General features: G+C 41.2%; 20 protein-coding genes. All 20 read left to right on the top strand.

From position 1 onward, the window contains the following. Positions 1–163: 163 nt before the first annotated feature. The 20 genes from A2536_08120 (at position 164) to A2536_08025 (ending at position 22,950) form a co-directional block, all read left to right on the top strand. Entirely contained in the window at positions 164–1,003 is an 840-nt protein-coding gene (locus tag A2536_08120; protein OGF44670.1) for a ferredoxin-NADP reductase, read from the top strand. 1 nt (position 1,004) lies between these two features. Beyond that, positions 1,005–2,420: a glutamate synthase (NADPH), homotetrameric gene (locus A2536_08115; protein OGF44669.1), complete on the top strand. Its 1,416-nt coding sequence runs from the start codon at positions 1,005–1,007 to the stop codon at positions 2,418–2,420. 137 nt (positions 2,421–2,557) lie between these two features. Further along, positions 2,558–2,908, top strand: a complete 351-nt coding sequence (locus tag A2536_08110) for a hypothetical protein (protein ID OGF44668.1) — start codon at positions 2,558–2,560, stop codon at positions 2,906–2,908. Between the two features lie 250 nt (positions 2,909–3,158). Further along, a complete protein-coding gene (locus A2536_08105; GenBank protein OGF44667.1) occupies positions 3,159–4,385 on the top strand; it encodes a hypothetical protein in 1,227 nt (408 codons plus the stop codon). Further along, positions 4,385–5,623 carry a hypothetical protein gene (locus tag A2536_08100; GenBank protein OGF44666.1) on the top strand — a complete coding sequence of 413 codons (1,239 nt, stop codon included), beginning with the start codon at positions 4,385–4,387 and terminating at the stop codon, positions 5,621–5,623. Before A2536_08105 ends, A2536_08100 begins: the two co-directional genes overlap by 1 nt. A gap of 61 nt (positions 5,624–5,684) precedes the next feature. Beyond that, positions 5,685–7,385, top strand: a complete 1,701-nt coding sequence (locus A2536_08095) for a hypothetical protein (protein OGF44665.1) — start codon at positions 5,685–5,687, stop codon at positions 7,383–7,385. A 192-nt stretch (positions 7,386–7,577) separates the two neighbouring features. Beyond that, positions 7,578–8,738, top strand: coding sequence for an oxidoreductase (locus A2536_08090; protein OGF44664.1), 1,161 nt, complete (start codon positions 7,578–7,580; stop codon positions 8,736–8,738). Further along, entirely contained in the window at positions 8,735–9,436 is a 702-nt protein-coding gene (locus A2536_08085) for a hypothetical protein (protein OGF44663.1), read from the top strand. Before A2536_08090 ends, A2536_08085 begins: the two co-directional genes overlap by 4 nt. Before the next feature lie 28 nt (positions 9,437–9,464). Beyond that, positions 9,465–11,087, top strand: coding sequence for a hypothetical protein (locus A2536_08080; GenBank protein ID OGF44662.1), 1,623 nt, complete (start codon positions 9,465–9,467; stop codon positions 11,085–11,087). 601 nt (positions 11,088–11,688) lie between these two features. Further along, on the top strand, positions 11,689–11,883 hold the full coding sequence (locus tag A2536_08075; protein ID OGF44661.1) for a hypothetical protein: 195 nt from the start codon (positions 11,689–11,691) through the stop codon (positions 11,881–11,883). Continuing rightward, positions 11,846–12,367, top strand: a complete 522-nt coding sequence (locus A2536_08070; GenBank protein ID OGF44660.1) for a hypothetical protein — start codon at positions 11,846–11,848, stop codon at positions 12,365–12,367. The genes A2536_08075 and A2536_08070 overlap by 38 nt, the downstream gene beginning before the upstream one ends. Beyond that, on the top strand, positions 12,336–12,899 hold the full coding sequence (locus tag A2536_08065; GenBank protein ID OGF44659.1) for a hypothetical protein: 564 nt from the start codon (positions 12,336–12,338) through the stop codon (positions 12,897–12,899). Before A2536_08070 ends, A2536_08065 begins: the two co-directional genes overlap by 32 nt. A gap of 559 nt (positions 12,900–13,458) precedes the next feature. Beyond that, a complete protein-coding gene (locus A2536_08060) occupies positions 13,459–13,749 on the top strand; it encodes a co-chaperone GroES (protein ID OGF44658.1) in 291 nt (96 codons plus the stop codon). Positions 13,750–13,853: 104 nt separating this feature from the next. After that, positions 13,854–15,503 (top strand): chaperonin GroL, encoded by a 1,650-nt coding sequence (locus tag A2536_08055; GenBank protein ID OGF44657.1) that lies wholly within the window; start codon positions 13,854–13,856, stop codon positions 15,501–15,503. 66 nt (positions 15,504–15,569) lie between these two features. Beyond that, the gene (locus A2536_08050; protein OGF44656.1) at positions 15,570–17,453 is read left to right on the top strand and encodes a molecular chaperone DnaK; all 1,884 of its coding nucleotides are present in this window, start codon (positions 15,570–15,572) and stop codon (positions 17,451–17,453) included. Positions 17,454–17,918: 465 nt separating this feature from the next. Continuing rightward, complete coding sequence (locus A2536_08045; GenBank protein ID OGF44655.1) at positions 17,919–18,398, top strand: hypothetical protein; 480 nt, start codon at positions 17,919–17,921, stop codon at positions 18,396–18,398. 197 nt (positions 18,399–18,595) lie between these two features. Then, the gene (locus tag A2536_08040) at positions 18,596–19,876 is read left to right on the top strand and encodes a hypothetical protein (GenBank protein ID OGF44654.1); all 1,281 of its coding nucleotides are present in this window, start codon (positions 18,596–18,598) and stop codon (positions 19,874–19,876) included. 145 nt (positions 19,877–20,021) lie between these two features. Then, a complete protein-coding gene (locus A2536_08035) occupies positions 20,022–21,212 on the top strand; it encodes an aspartate aminotransferase (GenBank protein ID OGF44653.1) in 1,191 nt (396 codons plus the stop codon). A 163-nt stretch (positions 21,213–21,375) separates the two neighbouring features. Further along, complete coding sequence (locus A2536_08030) at positions 21,376–22,263, top strand: hypothetical protein (GenBank protein ID OGF44652.1); 888 nt, start codon at positions 21,376–21,378, stop codon at positions 22,261–22,263. 6 nt (positions 22,264–22,269) lie between these two features. Continuing rightward, positions 22,270–22,950 carry a hypothetical protein gene (locus tag A2536_08025; protein OGF44651.1) on the top strand — a complete coding sequence of 227 codons (681 nt, stop codon included), beginning with the start codon at positions 22,270–22,272 and terminating at the stop codon, positions 22,948–22,950. Positions 22,951–23,033: the final 83 nt, after the last annotated feature.

Genomic DNA, 23,033 nt, shown 5'->3' with positions numbered 1-23,033 from the left:
CAATAACTAAGAATTAAGCACCAAGCACTAAAAAGGAAAGTATTTAATATTGGCTCAATGATTTTGTTTAGAATTTATAATTTTGTTCTTTATTTTAAGTTTGTTTAGTGCTTAGAATTTAGATCTTAGTAATTATTTTGTGTGGTATTTTAAAGGAGCCAGCATGTTTAAGATCGTTAAACGCAGCGACGTATCGGAAACCGTCAAGCTTATCGAAGTCGAGGCTCCGCTTATTGCGGGTTCGGCAAAGAGCGGGCAGTTTGTTGTGCTTCGCTTGAAAGAGGGCGGGGAGAGGATACCGCTCACTATTGCGGATAAAGACAAAAGCAAGGGAACGGTTACTATCGTATTTCAGGTAGTGGGAAAATCTACTATGGAGCTTGCTTATTTCAAAGTAGGTGACTCTTTAAAAGACCTTCTCGGGCCTCTTGGAAAGGCTACGGATTTTTCGGGGGCTAAAAATATTGTTTGTGTCGCCGGCGGGGTGGGAATTGCCGAGATCTATCCGGAAGTGAAAGAACTGCATGAAGACGGGAAAAAAGTAAGCACAATAATAGGGGCAAGAAATAAGTCCCTTTTATTTTTTGAAGAGGAGTTAAAAAAAGTAAGCGACGCCGTATATGTGACAACAGACGACGGTTCTTACGGCAGAAAAGGTTTTGTTTCCGATGTGCTTAAAGAACTTCTGGAAAAAGATAAGTCCATTGATCTGGTTGTGGCGGTAGGTCCGGTAATAATGATGAAAGTGATCTCCGGGCTTACGAAAAATTATAATGTCAGGACTATTGTGAGTTTAAACCCTATCATGCTGGATGCTACCGGAATGTGCGGCGCCTGCAGGGTAACGGTGGGCGGTAAGACCTTGTTTGGCTGTGTGGACGGTCCCTCCTTTGACGGGCATCAGGTGGATTTTGACGGTCTGATGAAACGTTTGAATCAGTTCAAAGATGAAGAAAAGAATTCCGCAGAAATTTATAAATTAAAATGCCGGGAGTGCAGATAATATGCCTATTAATCCTAAAAAAACAGATATGCTAAAGCAAGCCCCGGAAAAACGGGTGAAAAATTTTGATGAAGTGGCGCTTGGCTACAATGAAGCAGACGCGTTAAAAGAAGCCGCCCGGTGCCTGCAGTGCAAAAAACCTTTTTGCGTGGAAGGGTGCCCGGTAAATGTTGATATTCCTGCGTTCATAAAACTTGTAAGTGAAAAAAAATATAATGAAGCTGCGAAAAAAATAAAAGGAACAAACTCCCTGCCGGCGGTCTGCGGCCGGGTTTGCCCGCAGGAAGAGCAGTGCGAGCTGAAATGTATAGTGGGTAAAAAAAATGAGCCGGTGGGAATAGGCCGTCTGGAACGGTTTGTTGCCGATGTAGAACGGCAGTCCGGAAGTATTGAGAAGAATGTAGTAAAACTTCCTGAAAAAAAGATCGCAAAGGTGGTAATTGCCGGCTCCGGCCCTGCAGGTCTTACGTGCGCGGGAGATCTGGCAATGCTCGGATATGATGTTACTATATATGAATCCCTTCACGCGACAGGCGGCGTGCTCCGTTACGGCATTCCGCAGTTCAGACTGCCGAAAGAAATACTGGATATAGAGATAGATTACCTTAAAAAGCTCGGGGTAAAAATAATCACCAACGTGCTTGTGGGTAAAACTATTCCGGTAACCGAACTTTTCAAACAGGGGTTTTCCGCTGTTTTTATTGGAGCAGGCGCAGGCCTTCCTTCTTTCCTCGGAGTTCCGGGGGAAAACCTGGCAGGAGTTTACTCCGCAAATGAATATTTAACGAGAATTAACCTTATGCAAGCATATAAATTTCCCGAGACGGATACACCCGTCAGAATAGGCAGTAAAGTAGCGGTGGTAGGCGCGGGAAATGTAGCAATGGATGCCGCGAGATGCTCTCTCCGCCTCGGCGCAAAAGAAGTATATATAGTATATAGAAGAAGCGAAGAAGAAATGCCCGCAAGGAAGGAAGAGATAGAGAACGCCGTTGAAGAAGGGGTAAAACTTCATTTACTAACAGCCCCGGTGGAAGTGCTGGGCGATGAAAAAACCGGCAGGGTTACAGGTCTTAAAGTAATAAAATGCCAATTGGGCGAACCTGATGCTTCCGGCAGAAGGCGCCCCGTCCCGATACCGGGCTCTGAATATATCATGGAGATGGACACGGTAGTTTCAGCCATCGGCCAATCCCCGAATCCTTTGATCCCTCAATCCATGCCCGAATTAAAATTAGGCAGGCACGGAAATATCATAACCAACGAAGAGACCGGAGAAACCTCAGTCCCCGGAGTTTACGCCGGCGGAGACATCGCCACAGGTGCCGCCACAGTAATCGCCGCCATGGGCGCCGGCAAAAAAGCCGCCAAAAGCATGGACCAGTATATCAAAGCAAAACTGAGCTTAAAGAATTAAGCAGGTGCTGTCTCTGGAGATTAAAGCTATAATAAAATTTTGCTAAATAAAGTAAGTAGCGGTTTATTGGCCCGGCGGAATGGATTGGAACAAGGTGGCGGAATTACCGTAAATTATATTAAATAAGGAAAAATAATTTGAATTTAATATGGAAAACAATAGGTATTATATTTTCTCTTCTTATAGTTGGTCTATTTGTTTGGTTTATGTGGTGGGCTTTTGGAATTTATAATATTTTTATACTATTGGTTATAGCTATTGCATTTTTATTTGGAAGAAAAAAACCTCAAAATATACCAATAATTATTAAAAATATTGTTGTATGGGGAATTTTTGCTGTCATGACCTTATCAATGGTAGATTGGAAACATCCCAAAAATAATATATTGTTAATAGTGGTCATGGGATCTATATATTCTATAGCAGCTATAATCTTAATAATTAGAGATAATCACAATAAGAAGAAAAATGATAAAGCAGTCCGCTAAATCGTAAATACTTTTAAGGAAACAGTACCTGCCTATTGACAAAGTTTAAGTGAGTCTCTCAAGATTTTCTTTAGCATAACGTTATAAACAAATTACTTTATCTCTGTATTTTCATCTGTGTCATCTCATTTAAATCTCTTCGAAGGATCCGCCCTAAATGATTGGCGGATGTGTCATCAGGCTCAAAGATTTGAGCCTTTGAGCCTTTTGACATTGTATTATTTACCTCTTTATTGTATTATACATTTATATGAATGAAAAGGATTTTCAGGAAATACTAGATATAGGGATAGCGCTTTCCAGTGAGCATGACCTTTCCAAGCTTTTGGATAAGATACTTTCAAAGGCGCAGGAGGTCACGGGAGCTGATGGGGGCTCTATTTACCTTGTAAAGAAAGATAAAATGATATTTAAGGCCAGCCGTAATAAAACCCTCCTTGAGAAATTTGGTCCAGAAAAAATGAAAGAAATAGTAAAGACTTTTGTAATACCGGTCACCAAGAAAAGCATGGCGGGGTATACGGTGGTTACCGGTAAGCTTCTTAATATTTCGGATGTGAAAAATATTCCTTCTTCCGCAGATTACAGCTATGACCCTGCTTTTGACAAAAAATACGGGTACGATACGGTATCCATGCTTGTTATTCCTATGATTAATAGGGACGGTGAGGTTACCGGGGTGTTACAGCTTATTAATTCAATGGAAAACGGTCACCCCGTTGCTTTTAAAACTTCTCACGAGAAGATTATTTCATCTTTCTCTTCCCAGGCGGCAATCTCTATTGCAAATGCGGAACTGAATGAAGATCTTAAAAATGCCCATTTTGACACAATATTCCGCCTTTCAGAAGCGGCAGAGTGCAGAGATAAGGAAACAGCAAACCATATTAAAAGGGTGAGCCATTATTCTCGTCTTCTTTCCGAAAAACTCGGATGGAGCCCGGAGGCGTGTGAACTAATATTCTGGTCCTCTCCCATGCATGATATAGGAAAACTTGGCATTCCTGATGCTATTTTACAAAAACCGGGGCCTTTAACACCGGAAGAAAGAGCAGTAATGGAACAGCATACTGTTATAGGTGCTTTAGTACTTAAAGACTCCTCCATTCCCGTAATTGCAAAATCCAGGATAGTCGCGCTTACTCATCATGAAAAATATGACGGCACCGGTTATCCGCAAAAAATAAAAGGCGAAGATATTCCGTTGGAAGGCAGGATTGTAGCGCTGGCCGATGTTTACGACGCCCTTTCCAGTAAAAGAGTTTACAAACCGCCGATGCCGGAAGAAAAAGTTATTTCTATTCTGAAAGAAGGCAAGGGCACGCATTTTGATCCCGTACTTATAGAGTTGCTTCTGGAAAACATGAAAAAGATTGCGGAAATAAGAGAAGAGTTTTCCGATAAAGAAAGTGATTATGATAATTTTTTAAATATAAAAACTATAGATCTTAAAACTTTACTAAAGCAGGAGAGATAATGAAACCGGTAAAAGCAATAATAATTGGAGCGGGAGCCAGAGGCGGCGTATATTCGAGCTTCAGTCTTTCCCGTCCCGATGAAATGGAAATTGTCGGCGTAGCGGAACCCAGGCCTGACTTTCTGGAACTTTTTCTGAAAAAACATAATATTGACAAGAAATATGCCTTTAATGACTGGAAAGATGTTTTTAAAGCCAAGAAATTTGCCGATGTAGTTATTATTTGCACAAAAGATGATATGCATTTTGCCCCGTTCATGGCGGCTTTTAAAAAAGGGTATCATATCCTTATGGAAAAGCCTATGTCGCCCAAAGAAAGCGAGTGCAAAAAAATGACGGCGCTTTCAAAAAAATATAAAAAAGTTTTCGGTCTTTGCTATGTATTGCGCTATACTAAATTTTTCAAAACTATAAAAGAGATAGTTGATTCCGGTAAGATAGGCGGGATCATTACCATAGAGCATATTGAACCTGCATCGTACTGGCATATGGACCATAGTTTTGTCCGGGGTAACTGGAGAAGTACAAAAGTTTCGTCGCCGATGATCTTTTCAAAGTCCTCCCATGATCTGGATATTATCCGCTGGCTTATGGGAAAAAAATGCAAAAAGGTCTCATCTTTCGGGTCGTTAACGTACTATCGCAAAGAAAATGCGCCAAAGGGAAGTACAGCAAAGTGCACCGGCGGCTGTAAGGTGGAAAAGAAATGCCCGCATTCGGCCCTGAAGATCTATATGAACCCGAAGCAGACAGGATGGCCTATAAGCATGATCTCTACAGACCTTTCAAAAGAGGGGAGATTAAAAGCTCTCAGAGAAGGGCCCTACGGCAGGTGTGTTTATCGTTGCGATAATAATGTTGTTGATCACCAGGTGGTTTCTATGGAGTTTGAAGGGAATGCCACGGCTTCTTTTACTCTTGCCGGATTTGGCACGGGCCTTACAGGAAGAAGGATAAGGATAATGGGCACAAAAGGCGAACTTATCGGGGATTCCAGGTATATTAAGGTTGCGGATTTTACGGGTTATAATAAAACTTACGATACTATTGTGCCGGGACTGGGCGCGGAAAGCGGGCATGGAGGCGGGGATTTTGGCCTTACGGAAGAATTTATTAAAGCCGTGCGGCAAAATAATCCCAAACTTCTCTCCTCGTCGCTTGAATCGTCCCTGGACAGTCATCTGATAGGTTTTGCGGCAGAAAAAAGCAGAAAAGAAGGACGTATGGTGTTTTTATGACCCTGTACCTGAGTTTTGACGAATGGTTCAGGGGTGAATATTCTATAACGAAAGGAATGCTGTGAATTTTAATAAAATTATAAAAAGTCCTGTTTTTTTAGGAATTATAGCAGCGGCAGTTATTGCAGTTATTTCCTTTGCCGTAAAGAATGCGTTTCCTACAAAACAGGAAAAAGAGTTTTGCGTTAAACTTAACGAGCTGGCGGAAAAGCATCTGATAAAAAGCGTATATGATGAAGCCGGCGAGAAGATAGATCTTTACTCTTTGGACAGGGGCTTTTCAAAAACAGTTGTGTTCTCCCTTTCCGAAGATGAGAGCACTCCGGCCGAAATATATTCGGCAAATTTAAAAGTAAATGCGAAAGGCGTTATAAGAAAAGTTAAAAATATTATCAACCTCTCTAAAACTCCCGACGCCGAAGAGGGTGTTTATGATGTGAAGAGCGGCTGGGTGGCTTTCGCGACTTCCATGGGCGCGAATTTTCAATCTATAACCACAATAAGAACGTCGGGAAGTTATAAAAAAGTATTTGTCTTCAAGCCCGGTGTAAAAAAAATACAGCTTACCTGGGAAGAAAAAGGTTTTAAACTTTCGGTAAATTATCTCCTTAAAGAGCTGAAAAAGGAAACTTCCCTGGATCCTATAAAAGGGAGTATTTCCCCGGAAGCCGGAGAATTAAAATACTTTCCGGAGGTTAAAGGTGAAGAAAGTTGGATTGCTTCCTGCGTTAATTTTGGCAGGGGGATAATCGGGCCGGAAGCTGTGGGAAATATGGAAGCGTTTTTCTTTTCCGTAAAGGATTGGTTTGACAGTCTTATCTATTCGGCCACAAGGTATTTTAGCAGTACTAAGAGTGAGTTTAAAGAGGGCGAGGCAACTTCGGCGTTAAAAAATATTGAACCTGTGATTAAAAATGATATTTTAAAAGGGGAAGGTATCTGGACTACGACTTCCCTGCCGGAGGGGGACGAGAAAAATCATCCGCTTTTGGCAAGGACTATTTTCAGGCCGGATTCCGAGAGGCCTTACGCTCTTGTGGACCTTCTATATATTGACGCCGGCCAGGTGGAATTCACTCCTGTTGCCGGTACGATCCATCCTGTTTCTACAACAGGAATAAAAGGAAAGGGAATAATACCGGAGGATGAGGAGATCAGGAAAAGATTGCTCTTTGCTTTTTCCGGAGGGTTCCAGGCTGTTCACGGCTCTTACGGCATGATGATAGACGGCGATGTTCTTTTACCCGCTGTTAAAGATATTGAAACACTTGCAATGTATGCCGACGGCTCTATAAACATAGGGGTTTGGGGCGAGGATATAAAAGAAACAGCTTCGCTGGTCTCCTATAGACAGAACTTGAAATCTCTTATCAGAAAAGGGCTATTTAACGATAAGAACAGGTACTGGGGTCTTTCTGCGGATAAAAATAAAAGCATTTATGTCTGGCGTACCGGACTGGGGATCACTAAAGATAAGAAAGCAGTTTTTGCGATAGGTAACTCAGTTTCCGCTTACACGCTTGCAAAAGCCATGCTTGCTGCCGGGGTGGAGGAAGCAATGCATCTGGACATGAACCTTGTTAATGTCGCCTGTGAAGTTTACACCCCTGAAAAAGATGAAAAAGGCGAGTATAAAAAAGGAAAGAACGGAGAGCTCATTTTAAAAGCCTCACATTTAAACGACAGATTATACGGAGTACCCGGACGCTATTTGAAACCTCATACAAGGGATTTTGTTTATGTAATGAAGAGGAAAAAGTAGTAAAAAGAAATTTACGAATTACGATTTACAATTGACAATTTAATGAAGCGGAATAAAACACTCCGCAATATTAATTTAGAAATATTAAGAATAAAAGTTTTTAATTTAATAATAACACATTAATTTGGAACGTGAGTAACGTGATAACGTGGAACGTTCTAACGGTTTTCAAACAACAACAAGGAGAAGATTATGAGCAATAAAATACTTCGCATAGGAATAATCGGCGTCACCGGGCGAGGGGAGGATCTTCGAAGGTGGTTCCACCAGCCGAAAAAGAGGGCTGTTGTTGCCGGTGGGGCGGATATCAGTTTAAAGGCACTGGAAGAATTTAAGAAGATAATGGGGCCGGATGTTTTTATTACAACCAATTACAAAGAGCTTCTTAAAAGAAAAGATATAGACGCTATTGTCATTACTTCCCCTGATTTTACGCATGAAGAGTATACTATAGCGGCGCTTAAGGCAAAAAAACATGTTTATCTGGAAAAACCGATGGCGATCACTACTGAAGGATGCGACCGGGTTTTAAAAGCATGGAAAGCTTCCGGAGTAAAGTTAATGGTTGGGTTTAACATGCGCCACATGGCTCTCTTTAAACTTATGAAGAAAATAATAGACTCAGGAAAGATCGGAGATATTAAGGCAGCCTGGGTAAGGCATTTTGTGGGCTTTGGGGGTCATTTCTATTTTCATGACTGGCATGGTACAAGAAAAAATACTTATTCTCTGCTCCTTCAGAAGGGCTCGCATGATATTGATATGATACATTATCTGACCGGTTCGTACGCGAAGAAAGTTTCCGCTTTTGGTTCTCTGGATTTTTTCGGCGGTAACAAGTCCAACAACCTCCGGTGCCCGGATTGCAAGATCAGAAAAACCTGCCTGGAAGCGGATTATTCCAGGATAAACAAGTGTTGTTTCCGGAAAGAAGTGGATGTCGAGGATAACAGTGAGGTTATAATGGAGCTGGAAAACGGGATCAAGGCTACGTATCTGCAATGCCATTTTGCCCCGGAGTATTTTAGAAATTACACCTTGATCGGTACAAAAGGCAGGATCGAGAATTTAAACGACGGGGATACAGTTATCGTAAAGCTTAGACAGAATTACAGGTTTATGGACAAGGTTAAAGAAATAAAATATAAAGTAAAAACAGGAAAAGGTAATCATTTCGGCGCTGATTCCATAATCGTGGAGGATTTTCTGGATTATCTTTTGAAAGGCAAAAAGCCCGTTTCCACGGCGCTTGCCGGAAGAATGAGCGTGGCTGTGGGCTGCACGGCTACGGATTCTATAAGAAGCGGCGGAAAGATGTTAAAAATCAAAAAAGCTCCAAAAGGATTCAAGTGAATATACCGGAGATAATATTTGAAGATAATAACCTGCTGGTTTTTAATAAACCGTCGGGGCTTTTATCAATCAGGGACAACAAGCATCCGAAAGAAAAATCGGCGATTGATGCGGCGATGGAGCATCTTGCAGGCGCGCAGGTCTTTCCGGTGCACAGAATAGATAAAGACACGAGCGGTGTTTTGATAATTGCAAAAACCCGCGAAGCGCAGTCAAAGATGACAGAGATAATAATGGATCTGAAAATGCGGAAACTTTATCTTGCTCTTGTAAAAGGGGAAGTTATGAAAGAAGGTCAGGTAACTCTCCCTATTCTTAAGGGTTCTTCAGGCAAAGTAAAGATCTCAAGTACCGGGAAAAAGTCCCTGACCTTTTATCGTATAAGAAAAAGATTTAAAGGATATACACTTTTAGAGGTGGAGCCAAAAACAGGCCGTACCCATCAGATAAGGATTCACATGGCATCTATAGGCAGGCCTTTAGCGTATGACCACGTTTACGGTGACAGAAAAGCCCTGAGTTTACCGAGAAAAGGAAGAGCCCCGCTCGTTTCAGAGCGCCTGACCCTGCACTCCTCCGATGCGATGTTCATGTACTGGAAAACCCACAGGTCCCTGCACCTACGTGCCCCGTTCCCGGAAGATTTAAAAGAGATAATAAATGTACTGGAAACGGAATATTCTATTCCAAAAGAGTAATAAATCAAAGCAGAGGGGTGGATAGGAAATGAAAATAATAACCAAAATAAGATTCCTTTCTCTACTTGTATTTCTACTCATACTGGTAACTTTAACTTCAGCAGAAGAAAAACCTGAGTTGATTCCGCAGCGACAGCCTTCCCATCTTATTTTCTCGGTTAATTTCAGTCCGGATGGAAAATTTCTTGCTTCTAGTAATAGTCAGGGAGAGGTAGAAATATGGGAAGTCAAGACGGGCCGATTGTGGCATTCTTTCAAGGCTGATCTTGAACCGTTCAGTCTTGTTTATTCAGTAAGATTTACTCCGGATATGAAGTATATTGTTGGGGGTGGTATTTGGGATCTAAAAAGTAAAAAGCAATTAAGAGAAAACGAAGAATGCAAAAGAGTCATTGAGTCAATCAGTCAAAATTATGCAACAGTTGATTATTTACCTGGGGGAAGTACTTCGTCACTTAAAATTGGAAAGGACAATAAGTACATTGCTGTAGCAAATGTTAATGAAGTAAATATATTAAATGTAGATAGTGGCAAAGTAATTAAAAGTTTAAAAGGATATGACAAAAGAAGCGAGATATACTCTATGAGCATCAGCCCGGATGGTAAATATCTTGCTACCGGAAGTGTGAGAGAAGCAGTTGAAATTTGGGATATAGATAGCGGAGAATTATGTAAAAATATCGAAAAGTACGAATACATGTGTAATTCAACTTATAGTTCGGATGGCAAATTTATTGTGATGAATAGTTCAAGAAAGGTAAATATTTGGAGAACTGACAATAGCAAAAAAATGTTTGAATTTACCGAGAAGGAAAGTAATATTTTAAGGACAGAGTTAAGTCCAAGCGGAAAGTATTTGATTTTAGAAAACGAAGGCGGAAAAGCTAAGGTTTTTGAAATAAGTACCGGAAAAATAATTCAAACATTTAATGGTTATTATGCTGATATTAGTAATAATGAGATGTATGTTGCCTTGTATATTGGCAACAATACAACAGAAGTGCGAGAAATAGATACCGGAGTGTTGGTTCGCGCCATTAAAATACCTCTAGAAATTATCCATTATGATTATGATCTAAGCTTTAGTTCAAATGGTAAGTATTATGCCATAGGGAATCATTCGTCTGGTGTGTCTATTTCTATATATGAATTTGCAAATGATAAAATAATTTGTAATCTTAAAAGTGATGAGATGTGTGATGGTTATACGCAATTCTTCAGCTCTGATAATAAATATTTTGGCGTAGGTTCACACCATCCTGGACAGGGTTCAGGTCCACATCGTTTTAGTTTGATTTGGGAAATAAATTCAAGAAAGCTAATACAGCCGGAAGATAAATATAATCTTACATTAGCCAAAATATTAGGTTTTGCCCCAAAATACCTTTCATTATATACAGGTGGAGATACAAGTGAAATACGCGATCTGGTAACAGATAAATTACTATTAACGACATTTGGCAAAGGCTTTGAATGGGTATCATTTACTCCTGAAGGTTATTACAATTGCTCGGAGAATGGAGAAAAATTGATTGCTTGGCGGGTAGGAATGGACCTTTTTGGTCCCGAAAAATATAGAGATATTTATTATAAACCTGATATAATTAATAAAATACTTCAGCAGGATTACCCGGCAGAAAAAAGTAAATAAACAGTTGCGATTATCCTTTTTAAGTGTCAAAATAAAGAGGTATTACAAAGATAATATTTAAATGATTGGAGTAATTATGACAAACAAAGAAAAAGAAATATTAAGAACACTTGCGGCAATGAAAAGAGAACTCTGCGAGAAGCCGGAAAATATTGAGAAAAAGAAACTCTGCAAAAGCCTTAAAGCCTATAAGACCTGTTGTACTTGTGTATCCTGAGGGCTCCTGGAGCGAACTTGTTCCGGAATCATCTCTGCAGTGCGAAGACAGCGAGCTTCGTAATTGGGAGTCGGATCTAAGGATGAGTATCTTTCAGATGGAAAATATTAAGGATGACCTGCCTTTTGAACCGTATTTTAATATCCCGTGGAAAGTTAAAAACGGGGGAGTTTTGTCTAGGTACCGCCGATCAAGGACCTTGATAAAGATATTCCAAAATTAAAATTCCGCACTCTTTCAGTTGACCGTGACGGTACATTTAAAAAAATCGAGAGAGCTAAATCCATATTCGGAGACCTTCTTCCCGTACGGATACGCGGAAAGTACTGGTGGTCTTCGGGGCTGACCCAGGAAGTTATTAAACTGATCGGGCTGGAAAATCTTATGCTATATATGTACGACCAGCCGGAAAATGTCCACCGCATAATGAAATTCTTCATGGAAGAGCATCTGCATTTCCAGAGCTGGTTTGAAAAGGAAGGGCTTCTTTCTCTCGCGAATGAAGATGATTATGTCGGCTCAGGCGGGCCGGATATGTTCAATGAATTTTATCCTGAAGTATCAGGCTCCCATAGCTGAAAAGTTCGGACTGGTTTGTTACGGCTGCTGTGAGGGTCTTCATTTAGGGATAGATAATATATTGAAAGTGATGCCGAATATCAGAAGAGTTTCCGTTTCTCCCTGGGCGGATCAGGAACTGATGGCGGCTACGCTCGGAAATAAATATGTTTTTTCAAGAAAACCAAATCCCTCCCAGATTGCCGTGCAATTCAATGAAAAAGCCGTAAGGGAAGATATTAAAACCACTCTTAACACCGCCGGCAAACTCCCTTTGGAAATAATAATGAAAGACCTGCATACCATTCAAAACGACCTCACAAGAATCACCCGCTGGGTAAACATCGCCCGCGAAGAACTAACCAAATTTAAAAGAAAGGGACAGTCCCTTAGGGACTGTCCCTTTTTTCTGCAGTTGACAACTATGAAAATAAATGTTATTATTCTTAAAATTCACTTAAGGGGTGAAAACTATGCCAAGAACAGCACGTTTAGTCGATGTTAATATGCCGTATCATATCTGTCAAAGGGGTAACTGCAAACAAACAATATTTAATGATAATAATGATAGGGAATATTATCTTGAGTTGCTTAAAGATATGGCGTTAAGATATGAGATGAGCATCCTTGCTTATTGTTTGATGAAAAATCACGTGCATCTTATAGTTATTCCAAGAAATGACAGATCACTTTCTATGTCGTTTCGAGGTGTCAATGGCACATATGGCTTTTATTTTAATAGAAAGTATGGGAAGAGCGGGCATGTCTGGGGCGATAGATATTTTTCTAAATCATTAGACAGTAAACATCTTGCAATTGCAGTTAGATATGTTGAGCGAAATCCTGTTAGAGCCGGGTTAGTCAAAAAATCTGATGATTGGAAATGGTCAAGCGCCAGGGGACATTTAAAACAGGAAAATAATATAATAATATCTGATGACTTCTTTAAATATACGGAAATTTCTAAAAGACAATGGAAGGAGTATTTGACAAGAACAGAATATAACAATGAACTAAATATAATGAGAAAAAAGTAAGTACCTGTCCATAAAAGGGACAGTCCCTTAGGGACTGTCCCTTTTGGTGCAAAACAGTCGTCTCCACTCAATCCATAGAAAACCCGGAAAAGAGGGAAGAAGAAAAAGAAAGAAAAACCAGAATCAGGAAAAATTTAATTGGTTTCATAAATATAATTATACAACCGAGTAAGGTGTAATACAATTATAATTTTTTAGATGACTGGTTACCAATTCACAGCTGACACACTCAAATGCCTTTATATAACAAAGTATTTGGGGTGACAGTCACCGCTAATTGACATGCTCTATTATGGGACACATTGATTTACTGTATTTCCCTTATCCTCTGCGCATGTACCAATATGAAACATTTTTAGCTGTTGATAAAGGTGTTGATAACTTCCTTCTAAAAGGTAATAACTCATAAAAATCAAGGTATTTCAATGCTTTTTTGTTTGTTATTAAAGGTTGGCACGAAAATTGCTTATATTAGGGGTGTAGCTAGTTGTAAAATCTCTGAAAAATACAAAAAAATGCCTTTAAAAGGGCATAAATTCTATAGGAGGTGCAAGGTAGTATGAATATAAAGCCATTGGAAGACAGGATTTTGGTAAAGCCGCTTGAAGGCGGAGAGACAAAGAAAGGCGGGATAATAATCCCTGATTCAGCGAAGGAAAAACCGGAAGAAGGAAAAGTAATAGCAGTCGGAGCCGGTAAGATTCTGGAAAACGGAACGAAGAAACCTCTTTCCGTGAAAAAAGGTGATACTGTAATGTTTGCGAAATACGCAGGCAACGAAATCACCATTGACGGGGACAAGCATCTCATTATGAGAGAAGAAGATGTTCTCGCAATAATCGAAAAATAACAGAAGTGCAAATTCGAAATTCTAAACTCGAAATTCGAAGAAATCTGAAAGAGAAAAACAAAATAACAAAAATAAGTCAAAATTGACAATGGAGGAAATGTAATATGGCTAAGCAGTTAAGTTTTTCAGAAGACGCAAGAAAGTCCCTTCTTAAGGGCGTGGAAGCGGTTGCCAATGCGGTAAAGGTAACGATGGGACCGAGGGGAAGAAATGTTGTAATAGACAAAAAATTTGGAGCTCCGACTGTTACTAACGACGGTGTAACGGTGGCGAAGGAAATTGAACTTCCTGAACCCTTTGAAAATATGGGCGCGCAGTTACTAAAAGAAGTTGCATCAAAAACTTCCGATGTAGCGGGTGACGGCACAACTACAGCGACAGTACTTGCCTACGCAATTTTCAGGGAAGGTTTAAAGAATGTAACCGCAGGCGCAAACCCGATAGCAATTAAAAGAGGGCTTGACAGGGGCGTCGAAGCAGTTGTTGCCGAACTTAAAAAATTCAGCAAAGACGTAAAAGATAAAAAAGAAATAGCGCAGGTTGGCGCGGTTTCCGCTCACAATGACCAGAAAGTCGGCGATCTTATAGCAGACGCAATGGACAAAGTCGGAAAAGACGGTGTCATAACGATTGAAGAAGCAAAAGGCACGGAGACCACAGTAGACCTGGTCGAAGGTATGCAGTTTGATCAAGGCTACCTCTCTCCTTACTTTGTAACCAATGCGGACAGAATGGAAGCCGTTCTCGAAGATCCGTATATTTTAATTCATGAGAAAAAAATATCCGCAATGAAAGATCTTCTTCCTATACTTGAAAAGGTCGTGCAGAAAGGCAAACCGCTTATCATAATCGCCGAAGAAGTTGAAGGCGAAGCGCTTGCGACTATAGTAGTCAATAAGATCAGAGGCACTTTAGCAATATGCGCTGTAAAAGCCCCGGGCTTTGGAGACAGAAGAAAAGCAATGCTTGAGGATATAGCGATACTTACCGGCGGCAAAATGATTGCCGAAGAGCTCGGTGTAAAGCTGGAAAGTATTGATATTGCCGATCTTGGCAGAGCAAAAAGAGTCTCGATTGATAAAGATAACACTACGATAATTGAAGGTGCCGGAAATAAGAAAGATATTCAAGGCAGGATCAGCCAGATAAGAAATCAGATAGGTGAAACCAAGAGCGATTATGACAAAGAAAAACTTCAGGAACGTCTTGCCAAGATTGCGGGTGGTGTTGCGGTAATCAATGTGGGCGCTGCGACTGAACCTGAAATGAAAGCAAGAAAATCGATATTTGAAGATGCTCTTCATGCGACTCGCGCGGCGGTGGAAGAAGGTATTGTTCCCGGCGGCGGTGTTGCGCTCCTTCGTGCTCTTAAAGCTCTGGATTCCATAAAGCTTAAAGAAGATGAAATGGTGGGCGTTAATATATTAAGAAGGGCGCTTGAAGAACCGGTAAGACAGATCGTATACAATGCCGGAGAAGAACCGTCTGTAGTAGTAGACAAGATCAAGAAAGAAAAAGATGTCAATTACGGTTTTAATGCTTTGACCGGTGAATATGAAGATCTGGTCAAGGGCGGGATTATTGATCCGACAAAAGTCACAAGGACTGCTCTTCAGAACGCAGCAAGCGTTGTGGGACTTCTTCTGACGACTGAAACACTCATTACCGATATTCCGGAAGAAAAAAGTGAAGCACCGATGCCGGGCGGCGGTGGTATGGGCGGAATGGGTGGCATGGGCGGAGGAATGTACTAAAATAATTAGGCTTGGGGCAAGTTTTAATTCAAAGCTTGCCCTAAAGTTCTAGAGGCGGATAAAAATATGGCTAAAATAATAGGAATAGATTTAGGTACGAGTAACTCGGCAGCAGCCGCAATGATAGGCGGAAAACCTACGATTATTCCTTCTGCGGAAGGCACTTCCATAGGAGGAAAAGCATTCCCTTCTTATGTGGCTTTTACGAAAGACGGGCAGAAACTCGTAGGAGAACCGGCAAGACGTCAGGCGGTCTCCAATACTGAAGGTACTGTGATTGCCATCAAAAGAAAGATGGGTTCAGATTACAAAGTAAAAATTTACGGCAAGGAATATACGCCCCAGCAAATTTCGGCTTATATTCTTCAAAAAATTAAAGCAGATGCAGAAGCGTTTTTAGGCGAGAAAGTAGAAAAAGCAGTCATTACCGTTCCGGCGTATTTTAACGACAACCAGAGACAGGCAACAAAAGACGCGGGTACTATCGCAGGTCTGGAAGTGGTCAGGATAATAAATGAGCCGACGGCGGCTTGTCTTTCCTACGGGCTTGACAAAGCAGGAAAAGAACAAAAGATCCTGGTGTTTGACCTTGGCGGCGGAACATTAGATGTCACGATTATGCATATGGCGGAAGGCGTCTTTGAAGTAATTTCCACTAGCGGCGACACGCTGCTTGGCGGTACCGACATGGACAATTCTATCATCGACTATATAGCCGGTGAATTTCAGAGAGTAGAAGGTATTGATTTAAAGAAAGACAAGATGGCAGTACAGCGCCTTCGCGAGGCGGCGGAGAAAGCAAAGATAGAGCTCTCCACAACCCTTGAGACGGATGTTAATCTGCCGTTTATTTCTGCGAATGCTTCAGGTCCGAAACATCTGGTCATGAAAATGACCAGGGCAAAGCTTGAAGACCTGGTGCGTCCGACTATCGATCGCTGCAGAAAGCCGGTAGAGCAGGCGCTTTCAGACGGAAAGCTGACTGCTAAAGATATAAATAAAGTAATTATGGTCGGCGGTCCTACCAGAATGCCGATCGTTCAGAAGTTTGTGGAAGAAGTAATAGGTAAAGTGGTTGAGCGCGGAGTGGATCCGATGGAGTGTGTAGCTATGGGCGCCGGAGTTCAGGGTGCAGTCCTTACCGGAGACATTAAAGATGTGCTTCTTCTGGATGTAACTCCGTTATCTCTCGGTATTGAAACTCTGGGCGGAGTATTTACAAAGCTTATAGAAAGGAATACAACGATACCCACGAAAAAGAGTCAGATATTTTCTACTGCGGCGGACAATCAGCCGAGTGTAGAGATACATGTACTTCAGGGTGAACGAGCAATGTCGGCGGATAATACAACGCTCGGGCGTTTTCAGCTTGTAGGTATTGCTCCGGCTCCGAGAGGTATGCCTCAGATTGAGGTGGCGTTTGATATAGATGCAAACGGCATCATTCATGTCTCGGCAAAAGATCTTGGTACCGGCAAAGAGCAGTCTATGAAGATAACCGCGCCGACCAAACTTTCAAAAGAAGAAATAGAAAAAATGGTAAAGCAGGCGGAACAGTTCGCAACGGATGATAAGAAGAAGGCGGAAGAGATACAGGTAAAGAATGAAGCTGACTCTTTGATTTATCAGACGGAGAAAACGTTTGCGGAACATGCGGCAAAAGTGGATGAAGCCACGAAAACCGCTATTACCGACGCGATCGCTGAGCTTAAGAAAAAAGTGGAAGCGAATGATACGGAAGGCATAAAAGCCGGGCTGGAAAATTTAAAGAAGGTCTCCCAGAAACTTGGTGAAGCCATCTACCAGCAGGCGCAGCAACAGCAACAGCAGGGAGCGCCCGGTGCGGGACCGCAGGATCCAAATGCAGGAGCGGGAGCCGACGCCGGAAAAAAGAAAGAAGGCGACAACGTAGTGGATGCCGACTTTAAGGTCGAAGACGAGAAGAAGTAAACTTCTTCTGATGACACATCCGCCAATAATATAGGGCGGATCTTTAGAAGAGATTTAAAAGAGATGACACAGATTGTAAGATTGTAGATCAAAAAGAGCGCTTTGGGGGTAAAATCTCAAAGCGCTTTTGTTTTAAGTGATTTGACTGCTGATAAGTGCTTATAAAATAATGCAATTGAAGCGGCGCTGCAATTTGTTTAACTAAAAAATCAAATCCCAAAAACGAAGTAGAACGATTCGAATTAGAACTTAATAAAGCCTCTAGTTTATTGTATAATCAGTGAAATCCAGTAGTTTTGTAGTCTCTTCGAAAGATCCGCCCTATATCATTGGCGGAAGCGGAATCGAACCCGAAATCCTTCTGAACTTTAATATTATGTAAGTCAATAACGACATGCTTTCTCTTCGGATTTCGGGTCAAAGTAAGTAATTGAATCAAATGTCAAGTTCTGGTAAAATCCTTTTATGATACGTGTTTGTAAAAAAGAAGAATATGTTACACTTGTCGAGATTCTCCGCGATTCTTTCGCTATAGGGTCCATTGATAAACGTATAGAAGATAAATTCGGGAAAATTATCGGGTTTGACTGGTGGGAACGGAAAGCGGTTGATATTATGAGAGATGTTGAAAATTATCCTTCAGGTGCGTATGTAATGGACCTTGAAGGAAAAATAACCGGGTTTATAATTACCTCCATGGAAAAAAGATTTTCAGTGGGAAAGGTTCATGCTCTGGCAATTCACCCTGAGCATCAGGGAGCCGGATTTGGCACCCGGTTATTAAAACATGCGCTTAAAGTTTTTAAAACGAACGGTATGAAACTTGCCCGAATAGAAGTACTTGAAGATAATCCTAATGCCTATCAACTTTATAAAAAACTCGGATTTGACGAAGCCGCCAAACAGGTTCATCTGGTAATGGAGCTGGAGAATAAAGACCGTTAGAGGCGCGGATGCTCAGATGCGCAGAGGCTCGGTAAGAGCGAAAGAGAATTGAGGACTGAGGCCAGAAGCCGGATGACAAAAGGCCGAAGAAGCTGAGGCTCAGAGAGTAAAAAAGTATATAATGCTACCTTTAAAAATAACTTTACAAACTTTAAAAACCTTATAAACTTTATGAACTAACTACACGGAGTGTTAAAATGCAAACTGCAATAATTAACGGAAAAATAGTAACTCCAGCCGGGATTAAGAAAGGTTCTTTACTTATTGATAACGGGAAAATATCTAAAATAGTTTCGGGTAAGCTGAAAGCTGACTACATAGAAGATGCAAAAGGAGCTTATGTACTCCCGGGGTTTTTTGATACGCATATTCACGGGGGAGGGGGGTATGATTCTTCTAGCGGGCGGTTTGATATTAAGAAAAAGGCATTTATAAGAAATGAAGAGAATTATGCGAAAGGGATAGAAACAATATTAAAAACACATGCAAAACATGGAACAACTTCCATGATATTAAGCACCGGAACAAACAGCGAAGAAAACATCAGTAAATATTTGAAATATGCCGGTCTTTACGTTAATACTTATGCCGGAGGGGCAAAGCTTCTTGGTGCTGATATAGAAGGTGTATTTATTAAAGATCCTCTGTATGCCGGCGCACAAAGCTTGAAATATTTAAAAGAACCTGATGTTAGACTTTTTGACCGTCTCATGAAAATCTCCGGAGGAACAATTAAACGGGTGCTTGTAGCTCCGGAATGGGGATCTTCTGCAATAAAACTAATAAAGCATCTTGTAAAGAACAATGTTGTTGCCGGTGTCGGACACAGCGGGGCTTCCTATGAAGAGTTCATGCTCGCTTATGAGGCCGGTGTAAAAGTTCTCATTCATTTTGGAAACGGTCCGATGAGCCAAAATTTTAAGGGCGGCGGTATCCTTGATGCCGCTTTTTTCCTGAGGAATAAAATTTATATAGAAATTATCTGTGATTATTACCATGTAAACCCGAGGTGGATCGTAGCCTTTCTTAAAAACTTTAATTCCGGGGTAATAGGGGTTACGGATGCGATGTTTCCGGCCGGCAGTGCCTGCGGTATTAAAGAATTTGAAATGGGCGGAAAAATCTGCGAAGTCGGAAAAGATGTTCTCAGGCTAAAAGGATCCATTAGCACGCTCTTTGGAAGCGTGTTGACAACGGATAAAGCTTTTCAGAATTTTCTTAATATTTATATGAAAAATATTTCCGGCTATTTGACGGGCTCGCTTTTTGAAAAGCCTGCTTCACTCGAAAAATCAATATTGGAAGTTAGTAAGCTTTTGTCTTTAAATCCCGCCAGATTGTACGGTTTTGATAAAGAGCTGGGTACTTTAGAAAAAGGAAAAAGCGCGGATATCGTTGTCATGGACATCAAAAAACCCGGTGTAGATTTTAAATGTACGGTAAAGAAAGTATTTGTTGAAGGGGAAGAGGTTAACTGATTTTTCATTTCCCTTTTCTGATTCAGAATCTCTGCCTTCCTTAGTGAATATCGGGTCTTGAAATACAGCTATTTTTACTGTAAAATAGGGCTAAATTGTTAAAATTACAAAAAACCCGTATATAGCGGGCAAATTGGAGGATAATATGCAGTTAGCAAAAAGAATGAGCAGGCTTGGGACAGAGACAGCATTTGAAGTTGCGGCATTAGTCGGGAAATTAAGATTAGAAGGTAAGGATATCATTACCTTTGGACTTGGGGAACCGGATTTTGATACACCTATGAATATTAAGCAGGCTTGTATTAAGGCTCTTAACAATAATCAGACACATTATACGACGAGCAACGGTATACTGCCTCTCCGGCAGGCGATAGCTAAGATTTCCGGGGAGTTTCGCGGTATGGAATACGATGCTGATGAAGTAGTAGTCTCCCCGGGCGCAAAACCTATACTTTTTAACGCTATAATGGCGCTTGTTGACGAAGGAGATGAGGTTATATATCCGAATCCGGGTTATCCTATATATGAATCAGTGGCTAACTTTGTAGGGGCAAAATCAATTGCTCTTCCGCTATGGGAGAAGAACGGGTTTTCCTTTGATGTGAATGTTTTAAAGAAATTGGTAAATAAAAAAACAAAAATGATAGTGCTTAACTCACCGCAGAATCCGACAGGCGGAGTGCTTTCCAAAAATGATCTTGAGGAAATAGCGAAGCTTGCTAGAGAATATAACATTTGGATACTCACCGATGAAGTCTACGGCAAGATCCTGTATGATGACAAATTTGTCTCCATAGCCTCTCTTCCGGGAATGAAAGAAAGGACCATAGTGGTGGATGGTTTCTCCAAAACCTACGCTATGACCGGCTGGCGTCTTGGTTATGGCCTTATGCCTAAAGAACTCGCCCCGCTTATAGCAAAGCTGGAGACCAATGCTAACTCCTGCACCAACGCCTTTGTACAGCATGCCGGTGTGGAAGCGCTTCTTGGTGACCAGGGCGAAGCGGCTAAAATGGTGGTGGAATTCAAAAAGAGACGCGATCTTATCGTAAAACTTCTGAACGATATAAAAGGTTTTAAATGCCAGATGCCCAAAGGAGCTTTCTACGCATTCCCGAATGTTACCGAGGCCTGTAAAAATCTCGGTTTGAAGGACTCAAAAGCTCTTCAGGCGTTCCTTCTGGATAAAGCCGGAGTTGCCGTGCTTGCGCGTACATATTTTGGCCCGAAGAATGAAGGTGAAACCGACGAGTATATCCGCCTTTCTTATGTCAGCAGTCTTGACAATATTAATAATGGCGTTGCAAGGATGAAGAAAGCGATAGAACAAAAATAGAATACGTTAGAACGTTACACGTTATCACGTTGCTCACGTAATATATTTAAACTGTAAACTGTACACTGTCCTCCAAAATAAAGTTTTGGAGAGATCTCGTCTCGCTTACAGCGGACGGATAAATTATTATTTTGTGAGGGTTAATTTGAAAATACTTAACATCATGTCCCGGTCGGTTATTACTGCGCCGGTAAATATATCAATACAAGAGATCTGCCGTCTTATGGAAAAGAATAAGATCGGCTCCGTTGTTATTGTTAAAGATAAAACGGTGCTCGGGATCATCACGGAAAGAGATATCGTGAGTTTCATCGGCCAGTACGGGTGTAATTTGCTTGGGCAAAAAAAAGCGGCGGATATAATGATTGCGCCTGTTTTTACCATGTCTCCCAAGATGGAAACCCGCGATGCGATGCAGTTTATGGCGGCAAAGCGGATAAGGCGCCTTCCGATAATAGAAAATAAACGGCTGGTCGGCATTATTACTTATGGAGATATAATAAGGGAAGTACAAAAAGACCTGGCGGAAGCCCAGTTAAAAACACAGCAGCTTAAGCTGGAAGTTTCCAGAGACGGGCTTACTCATGTTTTTACGCAAAAGTATTTTAAAACCTTCCTGGACCGTGAAGTGGAAAGAGTTAAAAAGTACAGCGGACTTCTTGCGCTTTTAATGGTGGACGTGGATCACTTTAAAAAAATTAACGATACTTTCGGCCACGATGCAGGGGATTATATCCTGGTAAAAGTTTCTGAACTTATCAGGAAAAACACAAGAAAGATCAATGTTATCGGACGTTACGGCGGGGATGAGTTTTCCATAATAGCCCCCATTTCCGATGTTGAAAGCGCAAAGAGGCTGGGAGACCGCCTGAGGCAGTTTGTTGCGCAGACTAAGTTCCATTATCAGGGACAGATCATCAGGGTTACGCTCTCTATCGGCGTGGCCGGCTGGGATAAATCCATTATTGACGGCAGGGGCCTTATTGTAAAAGCGGATAAAGCGCTGTATAAGTCTAAACATGCCGGCAGAAATGCGGTAAGTGTTGCCTGATTGGTCATGAAAAAAGAAAAAAAATGGAGTTTTAAGAAGGAAGTAATAAGAAAGTCCATCCACCTTTTTTCGGTAATTTTCCTCATTGCCTATGTCCTTGTCTCAAAAGAGGTCAATCATAAAGTTGCCCTGCTCTTTCTTTCCTTCATGTTGATAATTCTTTTCGAGCTTGAGTATGCAAGAGTAGAGGTGGGCGCAAAAATTCCGTTCCTTAGAAAACTCTGGGAGTACAGAAGAGACAAAGAAAAACATCATATGGGCGCGGAAATATACTTTTTGCTCGGGTCTATTATTTCCCTGGCTATTTTTGATCTTCGTATTGCTGCAGCCGGTATTCTTATGGTCACTTTTGGAGACTTGACAGCTGCGTTAGTAGGGACCAAATTTGGAAAGACTCCCCTTCCTTATATAAAAGGAAAAGCATGGGAAGGATTTTTAGCGGAATTAGCCGTTGATTTTTTGATAGGTTTTATGGTTCTACGTCTGCCGGTTAACGGGAGAATGTGGTGGGACACTTGTTGGTGGCTTCCCGCGGGAGACCCTATGTGGCTTATTATTGCTGTCATGGCAGTCACCGCCACGGTTGTAGAAACGGCAGTGAAAAAGCTGGATGATAATCTTTTAGTCCCGGTAATTGCGGGATTTAACGGGGAAATAATACTGCTGCTTTTAAGGGGCTATTTCTAAGAAAGTACTAATGACTAGTGACTAATGACTATTTAATGAATGCGGCAAAGTGCCGCCGCAATATTTTAAAAATATCAATATTA

It is taken from the genome of Candidatus Firestonebacteria bacterium RIFOXYD2_FULL_39_29 (assembly GCA_001778375.1).
Lineage (GTDB): Bacteria > Oederibacteriota > D2-FULL-39-29 > D2-FULL-39-29 > D2-FULL-39-29 > D2-FULL-39-29.
The sequence above is the reverse complement of the archived record's forward strand: the minus strand, read 5'-3'. Positions and strand labels throughout refer to the sequence as shown.

Coding starts and splice junctions, on each gene's coding strand:
- A2536_08035 (OGF44653.1), top strand. CDS start 20,022: ATGCAGTTAGCAAAAAGAATGAGCAGGCTTGGGACAGAGACAGCATTT.
- A2536_08070 (OGF44660.1), top strand. CDS start 11,846: ATGAATTTTATCCTGAAGTATCAGGCTCCCATAGCTGAAAAGTTCGGA.
- A2536_08055 (OGF44657.1), top strand. CDS start 13,854: ATGGCTAAGCAGTTAAGTTTTTCAGAAGACGCAAGAAAGTCCCTTCTT.
- A2536_08080 (OGF44662.1), top strand. CDS start 9,465: ATGAAAATAATAACCAAAATAAGATTCCTTTCTCTACTTGTATTTCTA.
- A2536_08060 (OGF44658.1), top strand. CDS start 13,459: ATGAATATAAAGCCATTGGAAGACAGGATTTTGGTAAAGCCGCTTGAA.
- A2536_08090 (OGF44664.1), top strand. CDS start 7,578: ATGAGCAATAAAATACTTCGCATAGGAATAATCGGCGTCACCGGGCGA.
- A2536_08075 (OGF44661.1), top strand. CDS start 11,689: ATGCTATATATGTACGACCAGCCGGAAAATGTCCACCGCATAATGAAA.
- A2536_08100 (OGF44666.1), top strand. CDS start 4,385: ATGAAACCGGTAAAAGCAATAATAATTGGAGCGGGAGCCAGAGGCGGC.
- A2536_08105 (OGF44667.1), top strand. CDS start 3,159: ATGAATGAAAAGGATTTTCAGGAAATACTAGATATAGGGATAGCGCTT.
- A2536_08040 (OGF44654.1), top strand. CDS start 18,596: ATGCAAACTGCAATAATTAACGGAAAAATAGTAACTCCAGCCGGGATT.
- A2536_08045 (OGF44655.1), top strand. CDS start 17,919: ATGATACGTGTTTGTAAAAAAGAAGAATATGTTACACTTGTCGAGATT.
- A2536_08050 (OGF44656.1), top strand. CDS start 15,570: ATGGCTAAAATAATAGGAATAGATTTAGGTACGAGTAACTCGGCAGCA.
- A2536_08120 (OGF44670.1), top strand. CDS start 164: ATGTTTAAGATCGTTAAACGCAGCGACGTATCGGAAACCGTCAAGCTT.
- A2536_08030 (OGF44652.1), top strand. CDS start 21,376: ATGTCCCGGTCGGTTATTACTGCGCCGGTAAATATATCAATACAAGAG.
- A2536_08025 (OGF44651.1), top strand. CDS start 22,270: ATGAAAAAAGAAAAAAAATGGAGTTTTAAGAAGGAAGTAATAAGAAAG.
- A2536_08065 (OGF44659.1), top strand. CDS start 12,336: ATGCCAAGAACAGCACGTTTAGTCGATGTTAATATGCCGTATCATATC.
- A2536_08115 (OGF44669.1), top strand. CDS start 1,005: ATGCCTATTAATCCTAAAAAAACAGATATGCTAAAGCAAGCCCCGGAA.